The sequence below is a fragment of the Kitasatospora sp. NPDC050543 genome, assembly GCF_044457565.1.
Lineage (GTDB): Bacteria > Actinomycetota > Actinomycetes > Streptomycetales > Streptomycetaceae > Kitasatospora.
Window position 1 is genome coordinate 15,152 of record NZ_JBITGZ010000039.1, and the last position, 17,520, is coordinate 32,671.

Consider the following 17,520-nt stretch of genomic DNA (forward strand, 5'->3'; position numbering starts at 1 on the left):
GTGTCCGTCGCACGCACCCCCGGGTCGGCGCCGGAGCGGCCCTCCCCCCGGGATCATCATGGACACCCTCGAACGCGCCGGAACCCGCACCGCCGGGCGGACGGCCACCGGCACCCGTACCGCCACCCGCACCGCCGCCGAGAGCGCGCGGACCGCGGAGAGCGCACGGACCGCCGAGGCCGCCCAGAGCACACGGACCGCTGGCAGCGCCCTGGCCGCCGACGGCGGCCACCAGCGGGCCGCCCTCCTGGGCGACCTGCGCCGCCTGGGCGTACTCCCGGGCGAGGTGCTGCTGGTGCAGGCCTCGCTGCGTGCGCTCGGCCCGGTCGCCGGCGGCCCGGCCACCGTCGTCGGCGCACTGCTGGAGGCGCTCGGCGGCCCCGAGCGGGGCACCCTGGTCGCGTACACCGCCACCCCGGAGAACTCCGACACCTCACGGCTGGCCGCCCGGCTGACCGCCGGGCTCTCCCCTGCGGAGCTGACCGCACACCGGGACCGGCTGCGCGCGGCCTACCGGCCCGACGGCCCCTGCTCGCCGACCATGGGCGCGCTGTCCGAACAGATCCGCACCACGCCGGGCGCGCTGCGCAGCGCCCACCCGCAGACCTCCTTCGCGGCGCTGGGCCGGTACGCCGCCGAGGTGACGGCCGGGCACGAACTCACCAGCCACCTCGGCGAGTCCTCCCCGCTGGGGCGGCTGTACGGGCTGGCCGCCAAGGTGCTGATGGTCGGTGTCCCGCTCAGCCGGTTCACCGCCTTCCACCTGGCCGACCTGCGCCAGGGCGACCCGCCCAGGCGGCGCTACGGCTGCGTGGCCGAGGTCGCGGGCCGTACCGACTGGGTCTCCTTCGAGGCGCCGGACCTGGACGACCTGCACTTCGGGGCGCTCGGCGAGCAGGTGCGGCGCGAGGCGCACGGCATCCGGGCGGGCCGGCTCGGCGACGCGCACTGCCTGCTGGTGCCGATCGTCGAGGCCGTGGACGTGGCCACCAGGGTGCTGCGCGGGTCACTCGCACCGCACTGAGCAGCGGAAACCGCTCCCCGCAAGGCCCGTACGCGTCCGACCCGTCGCCGTCGCGGCGCCCCCGGGATCATTGCGCTATTCCATTCGGGTGCATGTCGTTCCTAGACTGAAGCCCCCGTCACACGGGGATCAGGTTGCGGACGGGCCCGGGGGAGGCGCGTGTGTACGACCCGGGGAGCTGGGACGAGGACGCGGCCAGGCCGTACTTCTTCCTCAGCTATGCCCACACGCCGAGGGCCGGCGCGCGCGGGGCGGGCGACCCCAACCACTGGGTCCGCCAGCTCTACCGCGACCTGTGCGAGGCGGTGCTCCAGCTCACCACGCTGCCGGCCGGCGCCCCGGTCGGCTTCATGGACGAGAGCATGCACCAGGGCGAACTCTGGGCCGAGCGCCTCGCCCAGGAGCTGGCCACCTGCCGGGTGTTCGTGCCGCTGTACTCGCCGCGCTACTTCAACAGCCTGGCCTGCGGCCAGGAGTGGCACTGCTTCACCCAGCGGCCGGTGTACCCGGCGAACATCGACTCGGAGCGCACCAGCGGCGTCGTCCCGGTGCTGTGGGTCGCGATGGGGCAGTACAAGCTGCCCGAGGTGGCCAGCCGGCTGCAGTTCAACCACGCCAGCTTCGGGCCCGACTACGCGGCCGAGGGCCTGTACGCGCTGATGAAGCTCACCTACTTCCGCTCCGCGTACGAGCTGGCCGTCCACCGGCTGGCCCGGCGGATCGTCGAGGTGGCGGAGGAGACGGTGATCCCCGTCGGCCGGCAGCTGGACTTCCAGGCGCAGCCGAGCGCGTTCAACGTCGCCGCGCCCACCAGGCAGTTGCGGATCTCGGTGCTCTCCTACCACCAGGCGGAGCTGCCGCCCGGCCGCAACCCCGACTACTACGGCCCGCGCCGCACCGACTGGCACCCCTACCAGCCGGCGGCCGGCCGGCCGCTGGCCGAGCACGCCGTGCGCCTGGCCCGGCAGTTGGGCTTCCAGCCGAGCGTGCACGAGTTCGACGAGGAGCTGGCCGGGCTGGCCGACGACGGCCCGCCGACCGCGCCCGGCCTGCTGCTGCTGGACCGCTGGGCGCTGCACGACGAGCGCCGCCGCGAGCTGGTCCGGCGCTTCGACCGGGCGAACGCGGGCTGGGTGGGCGTCCTGGAGCCGTGGAACATGGCCGACCCGGACTGCGTGGAGCACGACGGCTCGCTCGGTGAACTCAGCGCCCAGACACTGCGCTTGACCCATCGCGCGGCCCGCCCGAGCTTCCAGGGCGCGCTGGCGGGACCGTCCGGCCTGAACAGCCTGGAGGAGTTCGACGACGCGCTGCCCCGGGCCGCGATGAAGGCCAAGTACGCCTTCGAGGACCGGACCAGATCAGGACCGGAGGAGCCGGTACCGCAGCGCCCCAGCCTGCGGGACGCGTTCCGCGGCGGGCCCGGCAGGGACGGGCCCGGCCTCGCACCCGACACGGACGACCACCCAGCCAGTGCCGAAGGCGGCGGCCCGCGCGACGGGGCGCCCCCCGGGGGAGGAATCAGATGACCGAGAGCCGCACCAGGAACCTCAGGGTCGGCGGCACGGGCGCCGCCGGGGCCGCACCGCAGTCGCAGCCGACCTCGCAGCCGCCCTCGCACGCGGACGAGGACCGGGGCGGGCGGATCGTCACCTTCTACTCCTACAAGGGCGGCACCGGCCGCACCATGGCGCTGGCCAACACCGCCTGGATCCTGGCCGCCAACGGCTTCCGGGTGCTCACCGTGGACTGGGACCTGGAGGCGCCGGGCCTGGCCAAGTTCTTCCACCCCTTCCTCGACCAGGCGGTGCTGGCCGGCACCACCGGGATGATGGACCTGATCGCCGAGTACCGCGAGGAGGCGCTGCGCCCGGTCGAGCGCAGCCCGGGCTGGCACCTGGACTTCGCCCGGGTGCACCCGCACGCACTGTCGCTGTCCTGGCCGCTCTTCCCGAGCGGCGGCAGCCTGGACTTCCTCTCCGCCGGGCAGTTCAACCGGGACTACTCCGAGGCGGTCGGCCGCCTGGACTGGGACATCTTCTACGACCGCTTCGACGGCGGGCAGTTCTTCGACGCGCTGCGCGCCGACATGAGCAAGCGCTACGACTACGTCCTGATCGACAGCCGCACCGGCCTGTCCGACATCGCCGAGATCTGCACCGTGCAGATGCCCGACGACCTGGTGGTCTGCTTCACCCTCAGCGACCAGTCGATCGACGGCGCCTCCCGGATCGCCCAGCACATCCACGACCGCTACCGCGAGCGCGGCATCCGGATCCTGCCGGTGCCGATGCGGATCGACGAGGGCGAGAAGGAGAAGGCGGATGCCGGGCGGGCACTGGCCAGGATCAAGTTCCTCGGGCTGCCGGCCGGGCTGGAGGGCGACGAACTCGCCCACTACTGGGGGTCGGTGGAGATCCCGTACCGGCCGTTCTACGCCTATGAGGAGATCCTCGCGACCTTCGGGGACCAGGGCGGCTCGCCCACCTCGATGCTGGCCGCGTGCGAGCGGCTCGCCGCGGTGCTCACCGAGGGCCGGGTCACCGGCCTGCCGCCGGTCGACGAGGAGGTCCGGCTGCGGTACGTGGACGCCTTCACCCGCAGGCGCCCGTCCGTACCCGCCGACCTGTACCTCTCCTACGTCCCCGAGGACCGGATGTGGGCGGACTGGATCGAGTCCGTCCTCGGCCGGGCCGGCTTCCGGGTCCTGCCGCGGGACCTGAGCGCCGGGGCCGACCCGCGGCAGGAGACCGAGCGGGGAATCGACGGCGCCTACCGTACGGTCGCGGTGCTCTCGCCCGCCTACCTGCGCTCGCCACAGGCCCGCGCGCTGTGGGAGTCCGTGGTCAGCTCCGACCCGTCCGGCACCCGGCGCCAGCTGGTGCCCGTCCGGGTCGGGGACGTCCGGCTCACCGCGCCGTTCAGCAACCGCAACCCGGTCGACCTGGTCGGCCGCGACGAGGCGCAGTCCGTGCAGACCCTGCTGCGGGCGCTCGGCCGCGGCGAGACCCCGCTCGCCGAGGCGCCCGGGGCGGGCCCGCGCTTCCCCGGCAGCAAGCCGCAGGTCTGGGACGTGCCGCCGCGCAACCCCTCCTTCACCGGCCGGGCCACCGTGCTGGAGCAGCTGCGCAACCAGCTGCGCGGCGGCATGGCCGCCGTCCTGCCCACCCCGCAGACCCTGTACGGGCTCGGCGGCGTCGGCAAGACCCAGGTCGCGCTGGAGTACGCGCACCGCTTCATGTCGGACTACGACCTGGTCTGGTGGATCGACGCCGAGCAGACCGAACTGGTCGCCCCGGCGCTCGCCGAACTCGCTCGCCGGCTGGGCCTGCGGGTCGGCGACTCCGTCACCGAGGCGGCCGAGGCCGCCCGGGAGGCGCTGCGGCGCGGCACCCCGACCTCGCGCTGGCTGCTGATCTTCGACAACGCCGACGAGCCCTCCGAGATCCGCCGGTTCTTCCCCGGCGGCTCCGGCCACATCCTGGTCACCTCGCGCAACCAGGCCTGGTCCGGGCACGCCGAGGCGCTGGAGGTCGACGTCTTCACCCGCGGGGAGAGCGTCGAGCACCTCTGCCGCCGGGCCCGCGGCCTGTCCCGGGCCGACGCCGACCGGGTCGCCGATGCCGTCGGTGACCTGCCGCTGGCCGTCGAGGTCGCGGCCGCCTGGCTGGACACCACCGGCACCCCGGTCGACACCTACGTCTCCCAGCTCCAGGCGGAGGCCGCCCGGGCGCTGGCCGTCGCCCGGCCCGCCGACTACCCGACCCCCGTCGGCGCGACCTGGAACGTCTCGATCGCCCGGCTGCGGATCCAGTCCCCGGCGGCCGTGCGGCTGCTCCAGCTGTGCGCGTTCTTCGCGCCCGAGCCGATCTCGATGAACCTCTTCTACAGCGACCAGATGATCCGCGCACTGGTGAAGTACGACGAGGACCTCAACGACAAGTTCATGCTCGGCAAGGTGATCCAGGCGATCGGCCGGTACGCCCTCGCCAAGGTGGACGCCGGCAGCAACAGCTTCCAGGTGCACCGCCTCGTCCAGGCGGTGATCCGCTCCGAGATGTCCGAGGACGACCAGGAGATCGCCGTCCACGAGGTGCACCGCATCCTCACCGGCGCCCGGCCCGTCCTCGGCGACACCGACGACCCCGCCAACTGGCCCGCGTTCGACGAGATCTGGCCGCACCTGTCGCCGTCCAAGGCGCACAACTGCGACGAGGCCGACACCCGCCAGCTGCTCATCGACCGGGTCCGCTACCTGTGGAAGCGCGGTGAACTGGAGCGCGCCCGGACCCTGGGCCACGACCTGGACGCCGCCTGGACCAGCAAGCTCGGCGAGGGCGACCGCCAGACCCTGCTGCTGCGCTTCCAGCTCGCCAACGTCCTGCGCTCCCAGGGCAACTACGCCGAGGCGCTGGCCCTGGACGAGGCCACCCTGGAGCGCCAGCGCGAACTGCTCGGTGAGCACCACCCGTACACCCTGATGACGGCCGGCTCGCTCGGCGCCGACCGGCGGGCGCTCGGGCTGTTCCAGTCCGCGCTCGAACTGGACCGCGAGATCCTCGACCAGTTCCGCGAGCTGTTCGGCGACGACAACCCACGCACGCTCTCGATGGCCAACAACCTGGCGATCGACTACCGGCTGGTCGGCGACAGCGAGGCCGCCCGCGACCTCGACCAGGAGACCCTGGACCGCCGCACCTCGGTACTCGGCGCCAAACACCCGTACACCCTCTCCACCAAGTCCGCGCTCGCCCGCGACCTGCGCGAACTCGGCGACTACAAGGGCTCGGCGGACCTCGCCAGGGAGGTGATGACCGACCTGACCGACGTCCTGGAGCCCGACCTGCCGGAGAACCTGCGCAACGCCAAGTCGCTCGCCGTCTCGCTGCGCAAGGCCGGCAACCTCGCCGAGGCCCGCCGGATCACCAAGGAGACCTACGAGCGGTACCTGGAGCGGTACGGCGCCGACGCGCCCGACGCGCTCGCCTGCGCGCTCAACCTGGCCGCCGACTACAGCGCCTCCGGCGACAAGGAGGCGGCCCGCGACCTCGCCGTCACCGTCTACGACGGGCACCGGCGGCTGTTCGGCGACGAGCACCCGTTCACCCTCGCCTGCGCCAACAACCTCGGCATCTACCTGCGCGGCAGCGGCGACATCGCCGAGGCCATCGAGCGCGGCCGGCAGACCGTGGACGCGCTGCGCCGTACGGTCGGCCCCGACCACCCGTACACCCTCAACGCGATGATCAACCTGGCCAACGCGTACGGCGACGACGGCCAGCACAGCCGGGCGGAGGAGCTGGAACGTGCCGCCCACTCCGGCCTGTGCAACCGCTACAGCCCCCGCCACCCGGACGCGGTCGCCTGCGAGGCCAACCTCGCCGTCACCCTGCGCGCGGCCGGCCGGCACAGCCAGGCCGCCGAGCTGCGCGCCAGGGCCGTCGCCGAACTGATCCGCCAGCTCGGGGAGGAACACCCCAACACCGTCTCCGCCCGCGGCTGGAAGCGCATCAACCGCGACCTCGAACCGCAGCCGGTGTAACGCGGAGGTGTGGGGCCACCGGTGTGGGGCCACCGGGCTGCGGCGCCGCCGGCGCGGCCGCGCAGCCCGGTCAGCCTGCGCGGCCCGGTACGCTGCGGAGCTGATGAACGAGAAGCCCCTGCCCCCGGTCCTGGTCACCCGACGGCTCGCGCCCGGGGTGACCGAGCGGCTCGCCGCGTCCTGCGCGTTCGATCTGCACGACGACGACCTGCCGATGGGCCGGGCCGAGCTGCTGAAGGCCGTCCGCGGCCGGTCGGCCGTGATCACCACCCTGGACGACGTGGTGGACGGCGAGTTCCTGGACGCGGCGGGGCCGGGTCTGCGGATCGTGGCCAACCACGCCGTGGGCACCCACAACATCGACCTGGCGGCCTGCGCCGCCCGCGGGGTGCCGGTGAGCAACACCCCCGGCGTACTCACCGCCGCCACCGCCGACATGGCCTGGGCCCTGCTGCTGGCGGCGACCCGGCGGCTCGGCGAGGGCGAGCGGTGGCTGCGCTCGGGCCGGCCGTGGGCCTGGGCGCCGAACTTCCTGCTCGGCGTGGAGCTGGCCGGCACCCCGCTGGGCATCCTCGGCATGGGCCGGATCGGGCAGGCCGTCGCCCGCCGGGCCCGCGCCTTCGACATGCCGGTCAGCTACCACAACCGGACCCGGCTGCCCGAGGAGCAGGAGCAGGGCGCGCGGTGGCTGCCGCTGGAGGAACTGCTCGCGCAGTCGCCCGTCCTGGTGGTGACCTGCCCGCTCACCGCCGCCACCCGGCACCTGCTGGACGCCGAACGGATCGCGCTGCTCCCGGCCGGTGCCGTCCTGGTGAGCATGACCGCCGGCATCGTCGACGAGCCCGCGCTGGCCGCCGCCCTGGACGGCGGCGCGCTCTTCGCGGCGGCCGTCGACAACTTCGAGCACGAGCCCGCCGTCCCGGCGCAGCTGCTGGCCCAGGAACGCGCGGTGCTGGCCCCGCATCTGGGCAGCGCCACCGTCCGCACCCGGCAGGCGATGGGCAACCTGGCCGTGGACAACGTCCTGGCGGTCCTGGCCGGCGGCCGGCCGGTGACCGAGGCCGGGTAGCGGCCCGGCCGGGTGGGCCTGCCCCGCGCCCGCCGGCCCGCGGACTCCCGGCGGCGGCCGCCCTCCCCACCGCCGCCCGCGCCTGAACCGTCCGGCGGCCGGCGGAAGGCTCCCGAGGGTCTGCCGGAACGGGCTCAGCCGGCCGCCCACTTGAGGGCGGCGGTGAGGACCCGCAGCGCGCCGAAGTGGGCCGCGCCGGGCTCCAGGAAGAGCGTCGCGTCCGGGATGTGGTCGGCCAGCCAGCGGGAGTGCTCCACGGGCGAGAACTGGTCGTCGGCGCCGTGCCAGAGCCAGGCGGGGACATGGATGTCCTCCACCTTGAAGCCCCAGTCGGCGGTGAACGCCAGCACGTCGTCGATCCAGCCGTCCGCGTTGTGCCGGAACGCCTCCCGGTAGTTGCTCTGCAGCATCCGGCGGATGCCCGCGTCGGCGACCACCGTCCGGTCGGTGGGCGGCAGTTCCGGCGCGAGCCCCCTGAGCAGGCTGACCGGGTCGTCCTTGATCTGGAGGGAGCGGAACTGCAGGCTGTCGGCGATCCGGTGGTGCCCGCGCTCGGCCTCCCGGTACGCGTGCACGTTGGACGGCGTCATGCCCTCGTACCAGTCCAGGCCGGCCGCGTCCCGGGGCGCCAGGCTGACCAGTGCCGCGACCCTGGTCACGCGGCCGGGCAGCAGCGCGGCGCAGGCCAGCGCGTGCGGCCCGCCGCCGGAGCGTCCGAGCACCGCGAAGTCGGCCAGCCCCAGCTCGTCCGCGATGGTCCGCACGTCCAGGGCCGCCGCCGCCACCCGGCGCCCGGGCAGCCGGGTGGAGTCGCCGTACCCGGGCCGGTCGAAGGCGATCAGCCGCACTCCGAGGCGGTAGAGCACGGTGCTGCGCGGCGCGGGGCCGAGTCGGCTGCCGGGGGTGCCGTGCAGCAGGAACACCGGCCGTCCGCGCGGATCGCCGAGGATCTCGACCGCAAGCGTCCGGTCGTCCGCCGCCCTGACCACGCGTAGCGTCACTCGCCAACCCTCTCTCGTCCGGCTGCTGGTGCCTGTCCGTTGCGCGGGCGCGGCCCCGCCCGGGCCGCTCTCGCCGCCGCCCGCCCGCTCTCGCCGCCGCCCGCCCGCTCCCGGCGGTGCCGCCCGGGCGCGCCGGCACCCCGGTGTCGCGGTGCGGTGGTGCCGCGGTGCCGCTAGTGCTCGCGGCCGCGGACCTCGCGGCGGGCCTGCCAGGTGGTGTGCTCCCGCGACACCGCGTCCTCGGCGTCTCTCGCCAGCCGGGCCCAGAGCTCCTCGGCGTCCGGGGAGCGGACGTCCAGCTGGGTCAGCTGGCGCCGGATCAGCTCCAGCTCGTCGGCGGCCAGCGCGTACGCGGCGGCGAGTGGGCGGTACTGGCGCAGCTGCGCCCACGCGGCGACGGAGGCCGCCACGGCGGAGACGGTGCCGAGCGCGTCGTAGTCGAACTCGCCCATCGCCCGCAGCACCGCCAGCACCAGCCCGAGCAGCGGCAGCACCACGCCGAGGACACCCGTCCAGAACCCGGCCCGCGCGCAGTAGCGCGCCTTGGCGGTGTACCAGTCGTGCTGGGTCTTCACCCGCTCCTGGAGGTACACCTCGCGCCGGACCGGCAGCGGCTGCCGGCGCAGGTCGCGCATCGTCTCGGTGATCTCCGCTGCGGCGTCCTCGCGTACCGCCCGGCTGCTCCGGAACGCGTTGAGCACCCGGGCCAGCTGGAACTGGTAGAGCCCCTCGGCGTCGGGCAGCGTGGTGGGCGGCGGCTGGTAGGCGTCCGCCCGCACGGCGAACTTCCAGGCCAGTGTCTTGACCGACTCGGCGGCGGCCCGGCCCTCGTACCACAGGCCCTGCGGGTTCTGCCGGCTGATCACCACCGCGAAGCAGATCGTCCCCAGGTAGGCGGTGGCCGCCAGCCAGGCCCAGATGCGTCCGTCGGCGGAGCCGGTCGCGGCGGCGACGATCAGCAGCAGCAGCTCCCAGCGCGACAGCGCGACCGAGCGCCGCTGCCCCTGCCGGGAGGCGGAGTCGGCGGCCCAGAACAGCTCGGGCAGCAGCTCGTGCTCGCGCACCGGCCCCAGCTCACCCGCGCCCGTCGCCATCCTCGCCCCCACCCGTCGCTCAGGTCGCTCCGGTGTCCCGCGCCCCGCTGTGTCATGCCCCGGCCCCGCGGCCGGTACGCCTGGCGCCGGCGCTCTGGCCGGGAAGCCCCGCTGCTTGTCTCAGAACGGCGGCCTTGCGCCCCGGCCCGCCCGCGCGTAGGCCCGCGCCGGTGGGTAGGCCCCACCGGTGCGTGGGCCCGGCCCGGCAGGCGTACGGCTCAGAACGTGTAGAAGATCCGCTCCGCGTTGTCCGCCATCACCTTGGCGTTCCACTCGGTGCCGCCGGGCACGTTGCCCGAGCGGAACAGCGGCGGGGTGTCGCCCCGGCCGTCCAGGGCGCGGTCCGCCAGCCGGCCGACCGCCCCCGCGACCACGGCCTGCATCACGGCGCAGGTGACGACGGTGGAGACCGGCCCGAAGCCGGTCTGCGCCCCCGGGTGGGCGAGCTCGCCGTCGCCGACCGCGATCCCGCTGTCCAGCACCACGTCGCAGTGGTCCTTGAGGTACGTACCGGAGGGGTGGTTGGAGGCGAGCTCGGTGGGATAGGCCAGCGAGGTCAGCCCGATCACCCGCAGGCCCTTGGCGCGGGCGTGCTGGGCCAGCTCCACCGGCATCACCTGGCGCCCGGAGAGCGAGATCACGAAGAGCAGGTCGCCGGCGCGCGCCGGGGTGAGGTCCAGGGTGGTGCTGGCCAGGCCCGCGACCCGCTCCAGGGCGCTGCTCAGCGGCGCCGGCCGGACGGTCACCCCGGTCGTCCCGGGCACGTCCAGCAGGTTGACCGGCACCAGGCCCCCGGCCCGGTAGACCACGTCCTGGGCGGGCAGCGCGGAGTGCCCGGCACCGAAGGCGAAGACCCGCAGGCCGTCCGCGACCGCCTCCGCCAGCAGCTCGGAGGCCTGCTCGATGGCCGCGGCCTGCTCGTCGCGGACCCGCCGCAGGTGCGCGATCGCCGCGTCGAAGTACTGCCCGACCAGGTCGCTCATCTCAGCCTTCGCTTTCCGCCGGTGGGGGAGCCGGCCGGGTGGGGTGGGCCTGGTGGTCCAGACCGCCAGTGGAGAAAGCTACGGCGAGCACGGTGCTGCCTGGACCTGGCCGCTGTCAACAGGGACGAAAATGCCCGCGGAACATCTCGCCGCGGGCCTGGTTGTCCGTGCGGTACGTCAGAATTGGCGGTGAGGACACCGAGGAACGGAGCCAGCGGCGATGTCTGGGCTGATCGACACGACCGAGATGTACCTTCGCACCATTCTGGAGCTGGAGGAAGAAGGCATCACCCCGATGCGCGCCCGGATCGCCGAGCGGCTCGAACAGAGCGGCCCGACGGTGAGCCAGACCGTCGGCCGGATGGAGCGCGACGGCCTGCTCCAGGTCGCCGGCGACCGCCACCTGGAGCTCACCGAGGAGGGCCGCCGGCTCGCCGTGCGCGTGATGCGCAAGCACCGGATCGCCGAGTGTCTGCTGGTCGACGTGATCGGCCTGGAGTGGGAGCAGGTGCACGAGGAGGCCTGCCGCTGGGAGCACGTGATGAGCGAGACGGTCGAGCGCAAGGTGCTGGCCATGCTCGGCCACCCCACCCAGTCGCCGTACGGGAACCCGATCCCGGGCCTGGACGAGCTCGGCGACACCAAGGCCGAGGGTGAGGGCTTCGACGCGGCGCTGATCACTCTGGACGCCCTGCGGCCGGGCGACGGCGGGGCCAGCGTGGTGGTCCGCCGGATCGGCGAGCCGATCCAGACCGACGAGGACCTGATGCGTACGCTGCGCCGGGCCGGTGTCCGGCCGGGTGCGACGGTGCAGGTCGCGGCCGGGCTGGGCGGGGTGCTGGTGGGCAGCGGTGAGGACGCCGCCGAGCTGGGCAAGGACATCGCGGCGCACGTCTTCGTGGCCCGGGTCTGAGCGGGTCCGCTCTGAGCGGTCCCACAGGCCGGACGGCGTTCCGGGCCGGAACAGCTTTGCGGGGCCCGGTGCATCCCCGTGCACCGGGCCCCGCTGGTCCCCACCCTGATCCCCTCCGGTCCCCTCCTCCGTGCCACCGAGCCGCCCCGAGCCCGGCCGGTGCCACGGCCCCCCGCCATTCCCTCCCGCCCCCCCTGAGCCGCGCCCGGCCTCCCCGACCGAGCGCCCCTCCCGGCGTTCCCCCTGCTCCTGCGCCCCCTGTGACGTCCCCTCGCGGCCCCGCTGCGGGGTGGTGCTCCCTTCGCTCCGTCGGCCTCCCCTCTCGGAGGAAATCCTCCCCTCGGCAGATCTTGGCAATCCTTGAGCGCGGTCACTCGTACGAGGGGCTTTCACGGTTTGACCAGCGGGTACACCGATCTCTTATCCGCGTATGCGTGTGACGGGCCCCGTCTCCGGTGGGAGAAGGGGCCCGTCAGTCGCGCGCGTGGTGTCGCGCCGTGCACGCCCTCACCCGATAGGCGTAGGGCGGCCGTCCACCGGGGGCTACCGCACGGCCGCCGCGTGGCCCTGGCGCGGGCGCACCGAGGGCGCCTCGCGGCCGCAGGCGTAGGCCAAGGGGTTGATCAGCTCGACGGCGTCCGGCAGCCAGCGGTTCAGCGCGGACGGCGGCCGGGCCCACTGGGCGAAGCTGTACGGGCCGACCCGCGAGGGCGGGGCCACGATCCAGTCGCCGTCGCCGCGGGCCACCAGGTCGAGCCGGCCGGGCGCCCAGCCGAGCTTGTGCAGCATCTCGGGCAGCTTGGACAGCACACCGGGCAGGACGAGAAAGAGCAGCCGCCGCCCGACCTGGCCGGCCGCCGCCGGCACGGCCACCACCGGGCCGAGCTGAAGGCCCATCCGCTCCATCCGGGCCAGCGCCAGGCAGCCCGCGACCTCGGGTACGTCCAGCACGTCGAAGGAGCGGCCGGTCGGCAGCAGGATCGACGCCTGCGGGTTCTCCGTCCACCAGCGGCGCACCACGCCGGGGCCCGCGCTGGCCTTGCGACGCCAGTCCTCGCCGACCGGATGCGCCCCGGGCAGCGCGCAGCGCCGGTCCCCGCACGAGCAGCGGGCCGGTCCTTCGCCGTCGATCAGCCAGCTGCCGGGGGCGACCTCCCAGTGGCGGTTCTCGGCGTAGCTGACGGCTTCGATGAGCAGTGGGGGCGGCTCGCTGTTGCTGCCCTGGTCGGGGGCTCCTGGGGTGTCTTCCACGCGCTGCTCAACTACCGTCCGTGAGGCTGGTTACGGCCGGACGGGGGGTGTTGTGCCGGTGGGCGGCAATGTCACCCGAACCGGTGAGGGCGCGCCCGCGGACCGGCGGGGCGACGGGCGCAGTGGGGGCGCACGGGTGCATTACAGAGGGCGCGTGGGGGGTGGGGATCGTCACCGTGGGTATCCCGCTGACGTCGCTGATCGCTAACCTGGTGTCAGAATCCTTGGACGGTCGGACAGTCGGCAACAGATCAGCAGAATCGTCGCCAGCCGGCCGGGACCGGAGGGCGTTGGGGAGGCGTAGCCATGGCCGCGAGACCACTTGTCGCACGACAGCCCAACGAGCGTCTGCAGCAGCTGATCCAGGAGGCAAGCTGCTCAAACGCGGGTCTGGCCCGCCGGGTTAACCTCTGCGGCGCGGAACACGGACTCGATCTTCGGTATGACAAGACATCCGTCGCCCGCTGGCTGCGCGGTCAGCAGCCGCGCGGCCAGGCACCGGCCGTGATCGCCGAGGCGATCGGCCGCAAACTCGGCCGGGGCGTCTCGGTCGAGGAGATCGGGATGGCCGACGGCAAGAACCTCAGCTCCGGCATCGGGCTGCAGTTCTCCGCCACGCTCAGCGGGGCGCTGGAGCAGGTCTGTGAGCTCTGGCGCAGCGACGTGGGCCGGCGGGACTTCCTGACCGGCGCGACGGTCGCGGCCTCGGCCCTGGTCGAGCCCAGCCGGGACTGGCTGATCACCCCGCCGGACCCGGTGGTCGCCCGCACCGGCGGCGTCCGGGTCGGTCCCTCGGACGTGGCGGCCATCCGGGCCACCACCGCGATGCTGGTCGACCTGGACCACAGGTTCGGCAGCGGTCACGTCCGCCCGGTGGTCGTCCACTACCTCAACAGCGTGGTCTCCGGGCTGCTGAGCGGTGCGTACCGGGAGGAGACGGGCCGGCAGCTGTTCGCGGCGGTGGCCCGGCTGACGGAGCTGGCCGGGTACATGGCGGTCGACACCGGGCAGCCGGGGCTGGCGCAGCGGTACTACATCCAGGCGCTGCGCCTGGCCCAGGCGGCGGACGACCGCGGGTACGGCGGCTATGTGCTGGCGGCCTCGATGAGCCACCTCGCGGCGACCCTCGGCAATCCCCGCGAGATCGCCCAACTCGCCCGCGCCGCGCAGGAGGGAGCCCGCTCGGTCGCCACCCCGACGGCGATGGCGATGTTCTACGCCGCCGAGGCGCGCGGCCACGCGCTGCTCGGCGACGCCCGCGCCTGCGAGGCGGTGGCGGCCAAGGCGCTGGCGGCGATGGAGCAGCGCAGGCCGGAGGACGACCCGGACTGGATCGTCCACTTCGACGACGCCTACCTGGCGGACGAGTTGGCGCACTGCCACCGGGATCTGGAGCAGGGCGGCCAGTCCGAGCGGTACGCCCGGCGCGCGCTGGACCTGCACCCGCCGACCAGGGTACGTCGCCGCGCGGTGGACCTGGTGCTGCTGGCCACGGCCCAGTTGCAGCAGCGTGAGGTGGAGCGGGCCTGCGAGACGGGCACCCAGGCGGTGCGGCTGCTGAGCGGGTTGCGTTCCAACCGGGGCGTGGAGTACCTGGACGAGTTCCGCCGGCGGCTGGAGCCGTACCGGGAGCACCGGGTGGTCCGGGAGTTCCAGGCCAGGGCGGAGGCGGAGGCGGCCTGAGCGGCCGGGGCGAGGCGGCCCTCGCCGGGCAGTCGCCGCAGCGCGGCGGGCTGCCCGCGTGAGGGCCCGGTGAGGGATGTCCCGCCCACATGGTCACCCGTGTCGGTGTACCGGTAGCGTGGGCGCGACGTTCCCAGATCGCGACGTTCAGAGACAGCAGTGCCGCCCAGCAGTACCGCCCAGATGTGGTCCGCCGTCAGCGAGCGCGCGGAACAACCGAGGAAGGCCCGGGTGCAGGTACGGGAGACAGGGTGCCGGTGGCTTTCGGCCATCCGGTCGCTGTCGCCTGCCCCGGCGGACCCGGTGTCGTGCACAGGTGAGGAATCGCGTTGAACCAGCGCCGCTCGTATCCGAACTCCGGTGAATTCAACATGGACGACCTCTTCCGGCCGGAGCCGGGCCAGCCCCAGGGGCAGCAGGGGCAGCCGCAGGAGCAGCCCCAGCAGTACGTCGGGCAGCCGCCTGTGCCCGGCCGGCCGGAGTACCTCGGCGAGGGCCAGGGCCAGGGTCACGCCATACCCGGTCAGGGCGGGGCGTGGGCCGCCCAGCAGCAGACGCAGGCGTACATCCCGGCCCAGACGGCTCCGGCCGACCCGGCGCCGGAGACGCAGTACCTGCCGCCGTACCCCACCGCGGACCCGTCCGCCGGCGGCTACCCCGGCCAGCAGCAGGCCTACCAGGGCGCACCCCAGCCGGGCTACGGCACGGCCGAGCCCGCCTACCCCGGCGGCGACCCGGCCTACGCGGCGACGGGCGCCATGCAGGTGCCGGGCGGCCTCGGCCACCAGCACGGCGGCGGCAACGGTCGGCGCCCGTCCGGCAAGCTGATCATCGGCGGCGTGGTGGCGGGCTGTACGGCCGCCGGCATCCTGGTCGGCGTCCTGATGAGCGGCGACGACAAGGCGCCCGACACCGCGAAGACCACCCCGCCGGTCGCCTCGGCCACCGGGAGTGCCCCGGCGACCGCCACCGCCGGCGCCACCGTCAGCCCCGAGGTCAAGGCGCAGGCGCAGGCGCTCTCCGACCTCCTGGGCACCGCCAACGAGAGCCGCCAGGCGGTGATCGGCGCGGTGAGCGCGGTGCAGCGCTGCGACAAGCTGCCCGAGTCGCAGCAGGCGCTGACCGACGCGGCGGGTAGGCGCAAGGAGCTGCAGACCAAGCTCGCCGCGCTCAAGACGGACAAGCTGACCGGCGGCCAGCAGCTGGTCGACCAGCTCAACCAGGCCTGGCAGGCCTCCGCCACCGCCGACGAGGAGTACGCGGCCTGGGCGGGCGACGCGCAGTCCGGCGGCTGCGACCCCAAGAAGCTGGACAACCCGCACTACAAGACGGCGGTGCAGGCCAGCGGCTCGGCCACCACGGCGAAGAAGCAGGCCGCCGGCCTGTGGAACGGCATCGCCGGCCAGACCGGGCTGCCAACCAAGACCGACGGCGACCTCTGACCTCTGACCCCTGCGCCCTGCGGCGGTCGGCCGCGGATCACCCCGCGCCGGCCCGTCGGCTGCGCCCGGCGGCTACTTCGGCGGCCTGCTGCCGGTCAGGACCCATCGGACGTCCACGAACCCGGGTTGCTGGAGCGTCAAGCGCCCGCCCTTGACCTGCTGGTACGTCACCCAGGTGTTCACCAGCCGGGGCGACTCCGCGTTGGCCAGCATGTTGGTGCCGGCCCAGTTCAGCGGCGGGGTCAGCCCGGCGGTGTCCAGCTGGTCGACGCCGTCGAGCTGGCTGGTGAGAGTCTTGGCGGTGATCGGCCGCCCGGCCTCGACCAGCCGTTCGACCGCCTGCCGCAGCACCTCGTACGCGACCCAGGTGGTCTGCACCCCGGAGTCGGCGACGTCGATCGTCCCGCCGCCGCCCGTGTGGGAGCGGACCACGCTGCGCAGCGCGTCCCAGACCCTGGAGGACTCCGGCGGGTACCAGCCGGCCACGTACGCGCCCGCGAGCGGGCCGCCGTCGCCGCCGGTGGAGTCGATCACCGACTGCTGGACGCTGCCGATCACCGAGGCGAACCGGGTGTTGCGCGCGCCGAGCCGTCGGTAGGAGTCGATCAGGTTGCCGGTCGGCTCGGCGCCCAGTGCGCTGGTGATGCAGTTCGCCTGCTCGTCGCCGCCGACGGCCTTACGGGCGACGTTGCCGTAGTCGGTGGACTGCTCGGGTGCCTTGACGTCGAGCAGCTTCACCCCGGCCGGCCTGAGCGCGTTGGCGAGGTAGCCGAGCAGGTTGTCCCCGGCGGGGGTGTCCGGGCGGACGAGCGAGACGCTGCGGCACCCGGCGTCCACCAGCTGGCGGCCGCTGCCGGCGATCAGCGCGGGCATCCCGCCGGCCACCGGGTAGGACAGCGGGCTGCTGAACTCCGGCGTGGAGAGCCCGTACCCGCCGATGAACGGGATGCCGGCCCGCTCCAGGGTGTGGATGAAGCTGTCGCCGTACTGGCTGTACGAGCCGACCACCGCCGTGGCGTGGGCGTCCACCGCCTGCTGGGCGCAGGCCGCCACCCCGGCGGTGGTGTTGTGCTCGTTGCAGGTCAGCACCCGGATCTTGCGTCCGCCGAGGCCGCCGTTGGCGTTGATGTCCCGGCCGATGGCCGTGGCGACCGCCGTCATCCCGGGGCGGTCGGCGGAGCCGGTGCCGTCGGGGGCCCAGGTCATCACGGTGAGGTCGCCGCCGCCCGTCGAGGCGTCCGCGGGGCCGCCGCAGCCGGCGGCGAACAGTGCCGGGAGCATCGCCATCGCGGCGGCGGCGCCGGCGATCGGGCGGCTGCGGGGGCGCCGGGGGCGGCGGGTGGCGATGGATCGCCGGTCTTCGGGCATTGCGGTCCGCGTGGTCATTGCTGATCCCTCCCTGGACGCGTTTCTGCGCACGGGAACCAGGAAAGCCGCCATGCCACAAGCACAGAGGGCAGGAAAGGAAACGGCGGGCCAACGCGGGCGGAACACCGGGGTGGGGTGTGTGTAGAGAGC

General features: G+C 74.2%; 12 protein-coding genes. 7 read left to right on the forward strand and 5 right to left on the reverse strand.

What is annotated here, in order from left to right; genetic code table 11:
* Positions 1–58: 58 nt before the first annotated feature.
* From ACIBH3_RS31345 to ACIBH3_RS31360, 4 genes are all read left to right on the forward strand, one after another.
* Positions 59–1,024, forward strand: a complete 966-nt coding sequence (locus ACIBH3_RS31345; protein ID WP_396315491.1) for an aminoglycoside N(3)-acetyltransferase — start codon at positions 59–61, stop codon at positions 1,022–1,024.
* Between the two features lie 161 nt (positions 1,025–1,185).
* On the forward strand, positions 1,186–2,553 hold the full coding sequence (locus tag ACIBH3_RS31350; protein WP_396315492.1) for a TIR-like protein FxsC: 1,368 nt from the start codon (positions 1,186–1,188) through the stop codon (positions 2,551–2,553).
* A complete protein-coding gene (gene fxsT, locus ACIBH3_RS31355) occupies positions 2,550–6,566 on the forward strand; it encodes an FxSxx-COOH system tetratricopeptide repeat protein (RefSeq protein WP_396315493.1) in 4,017 nt (1,338 codons plus the stop codon). Before ACIBH3_RS31350 ends, fxsT begins: the two co-directional genes overlap by 4 nt.
* A gap of 103 nt (positions 6,567–6,669) precedes the next feature.
* Positions 6,670–7,635, forward strand: a complete 966-nt coding sequence (locus ACIBH3_RS31360; RefSeq protein ID WP_396315494.1) for a 2-hydroxyacid dehydrogenase — start codon at positions 6,670–6,672, stop codon at positions 7,633–7,635.
* 134 nt (positions 7,636–7,769) lie between these two features.
* Here ACIBH3_RS31360 and ACIBH3_RS31365 read toward each other — a convergent pair whose 3' ends face one another.
* The 3 genes from ACIBH3_RS31365 to ACIBH3_RS31375 form a co-directional block, all read right to left on the reverse strand.
* Positions 7,770–8,636, reverse strand: coding sequence for an alpha/beta fold hydrolase (locus tag ACIBH3_RS31365; RefSeq protein ID WP_396315495.1), 867 nt, complete (start codon positions 8,634–8,636; stop codon positions 7,770–7,772).
* Positions 8,637–8,809: 173 nt separating this feature from the next.
* The gene (locus tag ACIBH3_RS31370) at positions 8,810–9,730 is read right to left on the reverse strand and encodes a DUF4231 domain-containing protein (RefSeq protein WP_396315496.1); all 921 of its coding nucleotides are present in this window, start codon (positions 9,728–9,730) and stop codon (positions 8,810–8,812) included.
* 218 nt (positions 9,731–9,948) lie between these two features.
* On the reverse strand, positions 9,949–10,713 hold the full coding sequence (locus tag ACIBH3_RS31375; RefSeq protein ID WP_396315497.1) for an SIS domain-containing protein: 765 nt from the start codon (positions 10,711–10,713) through the stop codon (positions 9,949–9,951).
* 220 nt (positions 10,714–10,933) lie between these two features.
* Between ACIBH3_RS31375 and ACIBH3_RS31380 the strand changes: the two genes are divergently transcribed.
* Positions 10,934–11,626, forward strand: coding sequence for a metal-dependent transcriptional regulator (locus ACIBH3_RS31380; protein WP_396315498.1), 693 nt, complete (start codon positions 10,934–10,936; stop codon positions 11,624–11,626).
* Between the two features lie 543 nt (positions 11,627–12,169).
* Here the strand turns inward: ACIBH3_RS31380 and ACIBH3_RS31385 are convergent.
* On the reverse strand, positions 12,170–12,877 hold the full coding sequence (locus ACIBH3_RS31385) for a bifunctional DNA primase/polymerase (protein ID WP_396315499.1): 708 nt from the start codon (positions 12,875–12,877) through the stop codon (positions 12,170–12,172).
* A 306-nt stretch (positions 12,878–13,183) separates the two neighbouring features.
* On the opposite strand from ACIBH3_RS31385, the gene ACIBH3_RS31390 reads away from it, so the two are divergent.
* Both ACIBH3_RS31390 and ACIBH3_RS31395 read left to right on the forward strand, forming a co-directional pair.
* A complete protein-coding gene (locus ACIBH3_RS31390) occupies positions 13,184–14,560 on the forward strand; it encodes a transcriptional regulator (protein WP_396315500.1) in 1,377 nt (458 codons plus the stop codon).
* A 329-nt stretch (positions 14,561–14,889) separates the two neighbouring features.
* On the forward strand, positions 14,890–16,002 hold the full coding sequence (locus ACIBH3_RS31395) for a hypothetical protein (RefSeq protein WP_396315501.1): 1,113 nt from the start codon (positions 14,890–14,892) through the stop codon (positions 16,000–16,002).
* Positions 16,003–16,074: 72 nt separating this feature from the next.
* Here ACIBH3_RS31395 and ACIBH3_RS31400 read toward each other — a convergent pair whose 3' ends face one another.
* Positions 16,075–17,388, reverse strand: a complete 1,314-nt coding sequence (locus tag ACIBH3_RS31400; protein WP_396315502.1) for an ABC transporter substrate-binding protein — start codon at positions 17,386–17,388, stop codon at positions 16,075–16,077.
* Positions 17,389–17,520 lie beyond the last annotated feature (132 nt).